Consider the following 12,937-nt stretch of genomic DNA (forward strand, 5'->3'; position numbering starts at 1 on the left):
GGATTGGATGAAATGGCTACGATTAAAGATGTGGCAAAATTGGCGGGAGTCGCCTTATCTACAGCTTCATACGCTTTGAGCGGGGACAGCAAGGTGAGTCCGAAGACACGGGAGAAGGTCCTGGAGGCAGCACGACAGCTCAACTATCGGAAAAATGGTTTTGCCATGGATCTAAAGCGCAGCCGTACAAATACAATTGCTTTGATTCTTACGGATCTGTCCGGTCCTTACTATTCTGAATTAATCCGCAGTGTGCAGGACGTGGCCCTATCGAACGGGTACGATCTGATTGCCTGCAGCTCCATGGGGGGCAAAGACTCGACGGCCGTCCGTTTCTTAAGGGAAAAAAGGGTTGACGGAGCTATTGTGCTGGCGCACAACATCACCGATGAAATTCTGCTGAGCTCGGCCAATGCTGCTTTCCCGATTGTGGTCATGGACCGGAATACAAACGGCGATGGATTGATCAGCGTCGTTGTTGACGGAGAACAGGGCGGATATGATGCCACCCGGTTCCTGATTGAGCAGGGCCATCGCCAGATTGCTTATATCAGCGGCCCGTCAAACTCATTTGACAACGCCCTGCGCTACCAGGGGTTTCTTCGTGCCATGCGCGAAGCTGGGCTTGAGGAGAAAGCCAAATGGAGGCTCAGCGGTAACTTTATCCGCGAAGGCGGCTATAAGGCGACCAAAATGATGATGATGCAGGGTGAACTGCCTTCGGCTATATTTTACGCTAATGATGAAATGGCGGTTGGGGGCATGAAGGCGCTGGAGGAGGGCGGAATTTCAATCCCGGAGGAGCTATCGGTTATTGGTTTTGACGATATCCAGCTTGCGGAATATGTTCATCCTCCCCTTACGACAATTCATCAGCCCATGTACGAATCCGGATCGCTGGCCGGCCATCTGCTGTTTCAAATGTTAAACGGGGAAGAAGTCAACAATGCTTATAAGCTGAAAGTGGAGCTTGTCCGGCGGAATTCGGTAAAGCAGACTTAAACGTCGCCATTCCGACTCCGCCGGTAGGCGGTGCTTGTCAGATGCTTGATCGGCGCCGCTTGCTTCATGAATGAAGAGAAATCGGAGAAGGTATGAAAAAAATTTGGAAACAAATAGAAACGTTTCGATATTTAGAAGAATACTTAGAATTAAATCCCTTTATTTTACTTTAAATTTATAGTTAGAAACGTTTCGAATACTGCCTGTATGGAGGGACAAGGATGAGGAGCCGACTAGTTACAGAATATCTAAACAAAATGACCCTTGAAGAGAAAACCGCTCAGCTGCTGCAGCTTGCCGTGCCTTTCTTCAAAGGGGCCAAGGACAGCGGGCAGATTACAGGGCCGATGAAAAGTCTGGGTATCACCGAAGCGCAGGTGGACAATGCCGGCTCTGTGCTGGGGCTGGCTGGAGCCGAGGAAGTGCTGGCTGTCCAGCAGGCTCATCTGGAGAACAACCGACTTGGCATTCCGCTGCTGATCATGGCGGATATTGTTCACGGGTTCAAGACCATTTTCCCGGTGCCGCTTGCTATCGGCTGCTCCTGGGATCTGGAGCTTGCCCGGAAAAGTGCAGAAATTGCAGCGAGAGAAGCTGCCGTCTCCGGCGTTCATGTCACCTTTGCTCCTATGGTTGATCTGGTGCGCGATCCCCGCTGGGGGCGGGTAATGGAGTCGACAGGAGAAGACCCTTGCCTCAACTCGCTTTTCGCTAAGGCTTTTGTCCAGGGTTTTCAAGGAGATGATTTGCGGAATGAGACGGACCGGGTGGCGGCGTGTGTCAAACATTTTGCTGCTTATGGACTTGCAGAAGGCGGCCGGGACTATAACACGGTTGATCTATCGGAGCTGAAGCTGCGTGAATCCTACTTGCCGGGGTATAAGGCCGCTTTAGATGCAGGGGCGGAAATGGTGATGACATCCTTTAATACGCTGGACGGTATTCCAGCCACCGGCAACCGCAAGCTGATGCGGCAGCTGCTCCGGGAAGAATGGGGATTTAACGGCGTATTAATCTCCGATTGGGGGGCAGTGAAGGAACTGATCCCGCATGGCGTGGCGGAAGATGAGCGGGAAGCGGCGCTGAAGGCGCTGCAGGCCGGAGTGGATATTGAAATGATGACCTCCTGTTATGTGCATTATCTGCCCCAGCTGGTTGCCGAAGGGCTCATCGAGGAGAAGCTGATTGATGAAGCGGTGCTCCGGATTCTGGAGCTGAAGGAGAAGCTCGGATTGTTTGAGCGTCCGGCCCGCGGCGCGGATCCCGAGCTGGAGCGGAAGCTGGTTTACAGCAGCGAGCACCGCGCCGTTTCACGCGAGCTGGCGGCGAAGTCGTGCGTGCTGCTGAAGAACGACGGGCTGCTGCCGCTTGACCGGCAGCAGCGTGTGGCGCTGATCGGCCCGTTTGCCGACAGCGGCGATATTCTCGGTCCGTGGTCCTGGACCGGATCGCAGGAGACGGCGGCGCGGCTGGGCGCCGCCATGCAGGCTGCCAGCGCTGACGCGGCATCCGTGACGATTGCCGCAGGCTGCGGCATCGACACGTTTGAGGAAGCGCTGGCGCAGGAGGCCGCCGCTGCAGCGGAAGCGGCGGACGTGATTGTGCTCGCGCTCGGCGAGGCCTCCGAGATGAGCGGGGAAGCGGGCAGCCGGGGGGATATCCGGCTGCCGCAGGCCCAGCTTGAGCTGCTTAAGCGTATGAAGCAGCTCGGCAAACCGCTGGCGGTCGTGCTCTTTAACGGACGACCGCTGGATCTGAGCGGCGTCCTGGATGAAGCCGGCGCCGTCCTTGAGGCCTGGTTCCCGGGCAGTGAAGGCGGTCTGGCTATTGCCGATCTGCTGTATGGAGCCGTGAATCCGTCCGGCAAACTCACGATGTCGTTCCCGTATTCCACCGGACAAATTCCGGTTTATTATAACCATTTCAATACCGGCCGTCCGCAGGGCGCACCGGATGCCCAGATTCGTTATGTGTCACAGTATTTGGACCTTCCGAATGAAGCGCTGCTGCCATTCGGGTACGGGCTAAGCTACACCACATTTGCTTACGGCAAACCGGAGCTGTCTTCCAATTCGTTGACATCCCAGCAGCCGCTGCAGGTGTCCGTGACGGTTACCAATACGGGCAGCATGGCAGGAACCGAAACGGTACAGCTCTATATCCGGGACATGGCGGGTGAAGTCGTACGGCCATTGAAGGAACTCAAAGCATTCCAGCAGGTGGAGCTGGCTCCTGGCGAAAGCCGGGAAGTCTCGTTTGAAATCGACGAAAGTATGCTGCGGTACCACCACAGCGACTTGTCCTTCCGCAGTGATCCCGGCGCTTTCAAGCTGTTTATCGGAACCAGCAGCCGGGACGTACAGGAGGCCGATTTCCGGCTGCTTTAAACGTTCAGCTTAGCCCTATTTCTTGTTTCTTAACTCTTAACTCTTATCTCTATACTTATTTCTATATGTAATGACTGCATGTCAGATAACGAATACTGCCACACACGGCTCTGGACCGAAAGAGAGAATAAAAGGACGTGAGAAGAATGACAACTGTAACCGAATCCAAGCTTTCACTTCGAAAGGGTGAACTCCAATTCGATTTTCTAAGCAGCGGTGACCTCCGGCAGGCCAGCGGTGGAGAATTTCTGATCAATCAATTGACGGGCAATCCGGTGGATGGGGCTGCCGGCAATTTGTTTCTCAGACTTCACGGAGAACGCGGGATTGAAGCTTATCCGCTGCTCGGTGTGCAGTCTGCAAGCCGTTTCCGCCGCCTTGGTAACAACCGGATGATCTGGTCCGGCCGGATTCAGTCCGAGGCAGCAGGTGCTGAAGGTGTGAGATACGAAGTTGTTTTTACGCTGACTGGCTATGAGGTCTGGTTCTGGGATGTGCGCGTGCAAGGCACCGGTGTTCCTGTAGATCTGATTTATGGACAGGATGTTGGCTTGGCTCATCCGGGAGCTGTCCGCGGCAATGAAGCCTATTTGTCCCAATATATCGACCACGCTGTGTTTAAGGATGAAACCGGAAATTATGCCGTTTGTTCCAGACAAAATCAGCCGCAGGGAGGCAAATTTCCCTATCTTCAGCAGGGCTCATTGACCCGTGCAGCGGGTTTCTCTACCGATGGCTTTCAATTCTTCGGCTTGTCCTACAAGGAAACCAACCTTCCGGAAAGTTTATACAAAGCCAATCTGGCCAACGAAGTTTATCAATACGAATTTGCGTACACGGCGCTGCAATCGGCCAAAAGCGAACTGAACGGGCAAAGCCGTTATGTGTTTTACGGCCTGTTCAAGGACGATCATCCGGAAGCCATTTCCGAACTGGAATTTGGAGATGTTATCAAACAGGCATGGAGAGAGGCCAAAGCGGATGAGCCTTCTCCGTTCACGGCTGAGGATTCCGGGGAGCAAGATAGAGCCGATACGGACTGGCAGCCGCTGATCTCCCGAGCTGCGGCGATCGGGGAGCCGCTGCAAACCCTCTCCATGCTGCCGGAAGAGCTTGACCGGTTGTTTCCTGAGCGGAAACAGGAGGAGTTTGAAGGCGGGCAGCTGGTGTCTTTTTTCACGGAGACTTATGAGCATGTAGTTCTGAAAGAGAAGGAGCTTCGCGTAGAGCGGCCGCACGGGCATATCCTGATGAGCGGGGATAACGCAAGGATGAATCCCGAGGTTATAACCACTAATACCTATATGTACGGTCTGTTTAACTCTCAGCTGTCCGTGGGAAATACGAATTTTAACAAAATGATGAGCAACGCGCGGAACGCTCTGAATGTTTCTAAAACATCGGGCCAGCGGCTGTATGTAGAAGTGAACGGCAAATACCGTCTGCTCACCATGCCTTCGCTGTTTGAAATGGGTTTTAACTATACCCGCTGGTATTATAAAACGACATCCGAGACCTTTATCATTACAAATTACACAACAGTGGATTCACCTGAAGTCCGTCTGCAGGTCTCTGCCGTAAGCGGCGCTGCTTACCGCTATCTGATCAGCAATCAAATTACGATGAACGTGAATGAATATGAAGTGCCCTTTCATCTGAAAAAGGATGCAGCATCCGGTGTGTTGACCTTCCGGGCGGACGAGAGTTCTTTGAGCGCCGGTGTCTATCCAAATCTGCAGTACCGGATGAGTGTGGAAGGAACGGGTTACAAACTTGGAAACGAGGAGCTTCTAGTTCAAGGGGCGGAGCCGGGCAGCGCTTCACTGGTTGTGCTGGAGCTTGCGCCCGCTTCCGAATGGACGCTGACCATGCAGGGCCTGCTGAATGGAGGAGACCTTCCGGTGCAGGAGCGTCCGGCAGCGGAGGAAATACGCAGATACAGGGAGTTTTACGCCGGGGTAATGAACGGTTTCCGTCTGAAGTCTGCTTCCGGGCAGGAAGAAGAGCTGTTTAAAGTAAACGCCCTCGCGTGGTGGTATACGCATAACATGCTTGTCCATTATTCTGTACCGCATGGATTGGAGCAGTACGGAGGTGCCGCTTGGGGGACACGCGATGTTTGCCAGGGGCCGGTTGAATATTTCATGGCTACGCATAACTATCAACAGGTTCGTGATATATTGAAGACTTTGTTTGCCCACCAATATGAAGAAGACGGCAACTGGCCGCAGTGGTTTATGTTTGATCAATATGCCTCAATACAGCAGGAAGAAAGCCACGGGGACATCATTGTCTGGCCGCTGAAGGTGGTCAGCGACTATTTGGCGGCGACCCGCGATTTTGCGATATTGGACGAGCAAATTCCATATACCCGTAAGCATGGCTTTGAGTTCACAGAGGCAGCACCGCTGCGGGAGCACTTGAAGAAGGAGATCGGCTATATCCGGGAGCATTTCCTGCACGATACGTTCCTGTCCTCTTATGGAGATGGAGATTGGGACGACACGTTACAGCCGGCTAATGCGCAGCTGAAGCAGTTTATGGTCAGCAGCTGGACGGTGGCGTTAACTTACCAGGCAGTAACCCAGCTTTCAAATATACTTAAGGATACGGATTCGGAATGGTCCGGAGAGTTGTCTAGGCTTGCTGAAGGGATTAAACGTGATTTCAACCGTTATATGCTGGATACGGAGGTCATTCCGGGTTTTCTGTATTTTGAGAATCCGGAGGAAGCCAAGCGGATGCTGCATCCGACGGATGAGGAGACAGGGATTCAATTCAGGCTGCTGCCGATGACCCGCAGTATGATCAGCGAACTGCTGTCGCCTGAGCAAATGAAAGCTCATTATGAGCTTATTCAGGAGAAGCTGCTTTGCCCTGACGGCGTGCGTCTCATGAATCGTCCGGCGCAATATGTCGGGGGCGTCAGTGTTCACTTTAAACGAGCCGAACAGGCGGCCAACTTTGGCCGTGAAATCGGTCTGCAGTATGTGCATGCGCACATCCGGTATGTGGAGGCGATGGCGAAGATCGGTAAAGCCGAGCAGGCCTGGAACGGCCTGGCTGTTATCAACCCTATTGGCATTCGGGATGTAGTCCCAAATGCACAGCGGCGCCAGAGCAACGCTTATTTCAGCAGCTCCGACGGGGAGTTCAGCACCCGGTATGAAGCGCAGGAGCGTTTTGGCGAGCTGCGGGAAGGAAAGGTGCAGGTCAAAGGAGGCTGGCGCATTTATTCCAGCGGTCCGGGAATCTATATGAACCAGCTGATCTCCAGAGTCCTTGGCATCCGGGAGGAAGGCGGCGACCTGATTGTTGATCCGGTACTGCCGGAGGGGCTCGATGGTACTGCTTTCGACTTCGAGTATGCGGGAGCCCCGGTAACCTTTGTTTACCGGATTAAGACAGGTGAGGTCAGCGGAGTAACGATTAACGGCACGCAAGCGGCCGCTGAGCGGATTCCAAATCCTTATCGGCCAGGTGGCCTGCGCATCAAACGGACGGAATTTGACCAGCACATCCGGGAGCCGGAAGGACGTGCGATGATCGAGATTCTTATGTAAAACCTGCACCAAAAGCCCTCTCCTTAGAAGCCTAAAATGCTTTGGGAGAGGGCTTTTTCTCTTATACCTATCGTCATATCTTTAACTCCTGATGCAAAATTATTTCGGCACGTATGTCCATCTCAAATCACATTCAGGTTAGGTAGGTAAGGTATATGTACCGGATTTAGATATTGTCTTTTCTGAGATGCTATACTCTATCTGATTTCAGCAAGGAACGAACCGGCTTTCTGAAAGGCGATTGAATATATGAAAGCGTCTGGATCTGCGGCACCGCGTATTGTGACCGGGTTCTGCATTTGCAGGACGGCAAATTAGGGTAAGTTTAGTATGGAAGCGTTTCAGTTTATGCTATTTTAGAGGTGGCTGTCAGAATAATGAATACCGGAGGGGACAAGGAAATGAGCATAAGAGTCGGAATGGTCAGCTTTTGGCATGTGCATGCCTGGGATTATGCCAAGCAGGCGCAGGAGCATCCGGATACCATCATAACAGCGGTTTGGGACGAAGATGCCCGGCGCGGCCGTGAGGCGGCTGAACGTCTGGGCGTTCCCTATATGGATTCGCTCGGTGAGCTGCTGAACCGTAATGACATCGACGGCGTGATCGTAGATACACCCACAAATATGCACCGCGAAGTGATGCTGGCTGCCGCGCAGGCCGGTAAACATATTTTTACGGAAAAAGTACTTGCCGCCACGCGTCAGGACGCAGACGACATTCTGCAGGAAGTGAACAAGCAGCACCTCAAGCTCACTGTTTCGCTGCCTCGCTTAAATGACGGCTATACGTTAACGATTCAGGATATTCTGGACCGGAAATGGCTGGGGAAGATTACCACTGTCCGAGTCCGTTTGTCGCATAATGGAGCAACCGCTGGCTGGCTTCCGGAGCATTTTTATAAGCTGGACCAGTGCCAAGGCGGGGCCTTAATCGATTTGGGCTGCCATCCGATGTATTTGACGAATCTGTTTCTCGGCGAGCCTGTCACGGGAGTCAGCGCTAATTTTGGGTATGTGACCGGCAGGGAAGTAGAGGATAATGCGGTCGTCACCCTTTTTACAGCTTCGGGAGCTATTGGGGTGGTGGAGGCCGGGTTTGTCAACAGCCATTCGCCTTTCTCAATTGAAGTACACGGGACTGACGGGACGCTGCTTTACGGAACGCCGGAGGCGAAGCTGCTGCTGAGAACCAGTGCAGAGGCAGAAGGTCTTGATCCGCTGCCTGAGCAGGCATGGGCAGAGCTCCCCTTGAAGCCGAACCGGGAAAGCGCCTTTGAACAGTGGATCGATCATATTCAGTCAGGTACAGCCGCCGAAACCAATATCATGATTGCCGCCCAGCTCACTTCACTAATGGAAGCCGCTAACCGTTCGGCAGCGGAGAAACAGGTGGTTTGGCTTTAGGAATTCTGTCATAATTATTGAAGATACAAATGTTTACAGTCCAAATAACTTGTCGTGCTTTAACCGTTTGTGCTTTTAACGTATCATAGGTTAATAAACAGACGTAATGAGGTGAGGATAATGGGCAGGCCCGTTCATGACTTATATAACCGCCCCTTACGAGACCTAAGGATATCCGTAACGGACCGGTGTAACTTCCGCTGCCGTTACTGCATGCCGGCTGAGATTTTCGGGCCGGATTATCCCTTTTTACCAAAGGATAAAGTGCTGAGTTTTGAAGAGATCGCCAGAACGGCAGCCATATTTGCTGAGCTTGGTGTAACCAAACTTAGAATTACCGGCGGTGAACCGCTGCTCCGCAAAGATCTTCCAGCCCTGATCCAAATGCTCAAGCCCATTCCCGGAATCAAGGATATCGCCTTGACGACAAACGGGGTGCTGCTGCCCAAATTTGCGGCAGAGCTCAAAGAGGCCGGAATAGGACGGGTTAACGTCAGCCTGGATTCTTTGAATGACAAGACCTTTCGATATATGAACGGGAACAGAAGCAGTGTCCAGGCGGTGCTGGACGGCATTGAAGCGGCGGCGGAAGCCGGATTGCAGGTTAAGGTGAACATGGTTGTGCAAAAGGGAGTCAATGACCAGGATATTCTGGACATGGCCGCCTATTTCCGCGCACGCAGGCATATTCTGCGTTTTATCGAATTTATGGATGTTGGCAACTCCAATGGCTGGAGACTTGATGATGTAGTTACGAAGCAGCAGATTCTGGAGCTGATCCATAAAGAGACACCTATAGAACCGGCAGAGCCTTTGTACAAAGGAGAAGTCGCCTCCAGATTCCGTTACACAGATACGGGAGAGGAGCTTGGCGTCATTTCTTCGGTCAGCGATGCTTTCTGCTCGAACTGCACCAGAGCCCGGATTTCGGCGGAAGGCATGCTTTATACCTGCCTGTTCGCTGCCAAAGGCTACGATCTGCGAGACAAGCTAAGATCGGACATGACAGATAAAGAGATTCTGCAGTATGCAGCTGATATTTGGCAGGGCAGAAATGACCGCTATTCGGATGAAAGACGCAACTCTACTTCCAATTCTTCCAACCCGCCTAAAGTGGAGATGTCCCATATCGGGGGTTAGACTGAACAAGCTGCCTGAACGGGCCGGCTATTAGAGCCGTATCGTTTGCGGGCGGCTTTTTTTTGCATGCTGCTGACTTTCTTTTAGTCTATAAAGCTAGCTTTGCGCATAGTCTATTTGCAAAGGAGTGAGCTTATGGAGAAGATGGTTAAACGCTATTTCGAACTGAAGCAGCAGCAGAAGGAAATTGAACAGGAATTGAGTGAACTGCGCGCCGGGATTATGGGCAGCTGCTCTGACCAGGCGCTTGAGGCATGCGACTTTGGGGCCTTTCATGTAAAAATCGTCAAGCAGGAACGAAAAGAGTACGATGATCAGCGGCTTTATCAAGCGCTGCCTGACCCGGACGTCTGGAGAATGATGTCCAAAGCCGATCCTGCAAAAATAACGAGCCTCCTCAAGCTTAAGGTGATCTCGGAGGATATTTTGAAAGATACATTTACAATTAAACGTATTGAATCCCTTTTAGTGGACAAGAAGTAAGCTTTGCAATGCTTAAAATATTTGCGTTCCATCTTTAAAGAATTATATAAAAGACCGATATAGAAGAATGCAAGATAGACTCTATTTCAAACTTCGGTTCCAGCCTTAGCAGAGAGGTGACGGCTTACATGATGACCGGCTGGCTGTATTTACTTTCTTTTCTTTGTTATCTTGTCCCTATCTTTTTTTTCTTCTATATAGCTGTTGAGGTTGGGATCCGCGACCGTACGGTGCTGAACAAGCTTGCTTCTTATCTTTTTTACTCGATCATGCTGTTGTTTTTCTCTGACTTTCTTGTGAATGTAGTTTTAGAAGCTTATATCGGGGTTATTACGGTCTGGCTGAAGCTTATTCCGACCTTTTTTCTCATGTCTTTCGCTATACATATCACCATTCGCATGACGGAACGATTCGCGGATTGGTCACGTAAACGCACGATTATCTGCAGTTACCTGCCTGTCTTTTTTTCGATTTTCTATATTGTTCCTTCTAAATTTGTATATATAACCTTTACTGAAAGAGGAGCCTGGAAAGATACACTCCTTAGTCCGGCGGCGTTTCTGATCGAGATCCTTCCGGCCTTTTATACGCTGGCTGCCTGTGTTTATTTTCTGTACTGCGGAATGCGGTATGTCAATAACAACAGCCTGCCTCAAAAGCGCAAACAAATTTACCTGATCCTGAGAGCTTTCATATGCGGCGGGGTTCTGTGCATCAGTCTGGCGTATTTTAATCATTATTTGGTTACATCAGATAGATTCGATATGCCCGAGCCTAGTACGCTTGGACTGCTTTTATTTGCGATAATGATCCGGTATGCAATGACCCGATATGAATTCCTGCCTTCCATTGAGCGAAAATATAAGGTTCTATATGACCGCTCGCCGGTTTCCATTGTGCTTCTGAATCAGCAGAGAGAAATCGTTGAGGCGAATTCAGCCTCCCTGGCCTTGTTCGGGATGACTAAATCTCAATTTATTCACACCCGCTTTGAGGAGCTTGTCAGTCCCTGTAAGGAGACAGCTTCAACAGCCGGAGATACCAAGGAAGAAATTTGGGCAACTGCAGTCCCGGGGAGAGAACAGCGGATTCTCCAAGTCGTACGGGAACGGATCGTGAATGCGGGAGAGCAGTTCGAGTATGTCCTCATGTGGGATATAACCAGCGGCGTTAAGGCCAGTGAACGTATCACTTATATGGCTTATCATGACTCGCTTACGGGACTGGCCAACCGGAGAAAGTTTCAAGAAGCTCTTTCCGAGCTCGTGCTGTCAGCGGATATGGACGGGGAGAACGTCAGCCTGCTGCTCATGGACCTGGACGGCTTCAAAGAGATTAATGATACACACGGTCACCCTGTCGGGGATGCGCTTCTGGTGCATGTCGGCCGGATTCTGACGAGCAAAGCGTTATCGGCACAAGTAATATCCCGCTTGGGCGGGGATGAATTTGCCCTGCTGTATAAGGGCACCGACACCGAAACATCAATTGCTGCGGCGGCTTCGGCTATCCTTGAGGGTTTAAGAGAGCCGTTCATTCATATGGAGGAATCCTTTGTGATTTCGGCCAGTATTGGAATCTGCATCTTCCCGCAGTATGGTTCTAACCCCGAACAGCTGCTGCAGTTCGCTGATTTAGCGATGTATGAGGCAAAACGGAACGGGCGGAACCAGTTCTTCATTTTTAACGATAAGCTGCAGAAGAAGGCGGAACACGCCTATTATATGGAAAAGGAAATCTCAGCTGCACTCAAACAGAACGATTTTGTTCTCTATTTCCAGCCGCAAATCCATCTCAAGACCGGCAAAGTCTGGGGAGTGGAGGCCTTGATTCGCTGGATTGATCCGAATGGAGCAGTCATTCCTCCTTCTGAATTTATTCCGATTGCCGAGGAAACAGGCTTGATTGTACCTTTGGGAAAATGGGTCCTGGAACAGGCCTGCCGTACAGGCCGGTTATGGCTGGATTCGGGAAGGCAAACCTTTCCGATATCCATTAATGTGTCCAATAAGGAATTAGCGGTATGTGATTATCTGCGGAGTCTTGAAGCGGTTCTTTCAAAGACGGGGTATCCGCCCGGCATGCTTCAGCTGGAAATGACGGAGACGGTAGATATTGAGCAGCAGGAAGACCAGCAGTTAAAGCTCTTTATGGCGATAGAACAAATGGGAATCCAAATCGCCATTGACGATTTTGGCACCGGATATGCCACCTTCTCAATGATTCAAAATTTACCGTTTCAGATCTTTAAGATCGATAAATCTTTAATTGATGGAATTGGCGTCAATCCCAAGGTCCGCAGTATTGTTGAAGCTATAATTGCTATGGCACACAGCCTGGATCAGGAGGTTGTGGCTGAAGGAGTGGAAACCAAAGAACAGATTGATATCCTTCGTTCTCTAGGGTGTGATGTCGTTCAAGGTTACTATTATAGTCAGCCTTTGCCTGCGAACCGGCTGTTAGCCTGGATCGACAGCCGATCAGTTAGAAGCCATTGAGCGGCCTGAATGCCAACACATTCCGGCCACAAAGCTCAGCCTTATAAAGTCAAACTAATCCTTGCACTCTTGGACTTTTGTTTAAGTCTAAGAGTTTTTTTGTTAAGTTTTATTATTAAGTACACCTTATTAGTCCTCATTAGTCTTCTCCAGTATTGTTAAAGAAAAAAATTATCGCTTGCATGTATGCTTAAAAAAGGGTATAGTAATAGTCCGGTCGCTGAATCAAATAAATGACTGGCTGTCTGGTAAAAGTTTCAACTTGCAAATAGGACAGGAAGTATGTTATATTATAAAAGTCGCCGCTGAGATGCGGTGAAGAACAAAAGTGAACTTGATCTTTGAAAACTGAACAACGAGTGAGAAATAAACAACGAGTAACAACTCGTCAGATTCAAAATGAGCTACAAACTTTACTTTTATGGAGAGTTTGATCCTGGCTCAGGACGAACGCTGGC

7 protein-coding genes are annotated in these 12,937 nt (G+C 50.7%); all 7 read left to right on the forward strand.

All coding sequences use genetic code 11. The features are described 5' to 3' along the window. Positions 1-12: 12 nt before the first annotated feature. The 7 genes from FCN15_RS14725 (at position 13) to FCN15_RS14755 (ending at position 12,479) form a co-directional block, all read left to right on the forward strand. Complete coding sequence (locus FCN15_RS14725) at positions 13-1,002, forward strand: LacI family DNA-binding transcriptional regulator (RefSeq protein ID WP_138495746.1); 990 nt, start codon at positions 13-15, stop codon at positions 1,000-1,002. A gap of 221 nt (positions 1,003-1,223) precedes the next feature. After that, positions 1,224-3,389, forward strand: a complete 2,166-nt coding sequence (bglX, locus tag FCN15_RS14730) for a beta-glucosidase BglX (protein ID WP_138495747.1) — start codon at positions 1,224-1,226, stop codon at positions 3,387-3,389. Positions 3,390-3,535: 146 nt separating this feature from the next. Beyond that, positions 3,536-6,952, forward strand: a complete 3,417-nt coding sequence (locus FCN15_RS14735) for a GH36-type glycosyl hydrolase domain-containing protein (RefSeq protein WP_138495748.1) — start codon at positions 3,536-3,538, stop codon at positions 6,950-6,952. Positions 6,953-7,353: 401 nt separating this feature from the next. Further along, positions 7,354-8,358 carry a Gfo/Idh/MocA family protein gene (locus FCN15_RS14740; protein WP_138495749.1) on the forward strand — a complete coding sequence of 335 codons (1,005 nt, stop codon included), beginning with the start codon at positions 7,354-7,356 and terminating at the stop codon, positions 8,356-8,358. A 120-nt stretch (positions 8,359-8,478) separates the two neighbouring features. After that, entirely contained in the window at positions 8,479-9,498 is a 1,020-nt protein-coding gene (moaA, locus tag FCN15_RS14745; RefSeq protein WP_138495750.1) for a GTP 3',8-cyclase MoaA, read from the forward strand. 135 nt (positions 9,499-9,633) lie between these two features. Continuing rightward, positions 9,634-9,981, forward strand: a complete 348-nt coding sequence (locus tag FCN15_RS14750) for a hypothetical protein (RefSeq protein ID WP_138495751.1) — start codon at positions 9,634-9,636, stop codon at positions 9,979-9,981. A 296-nt stretch (positions 9,982-10,277) separates the two neighbouring features. After that, on the forward strand, positions 10,278-12,479 hold the full coding sequence (locus tag FCN15_RS14755; protein ID WP_238996698.1) for a sensor domain-containing protein: 2,202 nt from the start codon (positions 10,278-10,280) through the stop codon (positions 12,477-12,479). The last annotated feature ends 458 nt before the right edge of the window (positions 12,480-12,937 follow it).

The sequence above is a fragment of the Paenibacillus pinistramenti genome (genome assembly GCF_005869875.1).
Lineage (GTDB): Bacteria > Bacillota > Bacilli > Paenibacillales > Paenibacillaceae > Fontibacillus > Fontibacillus pinistramenti.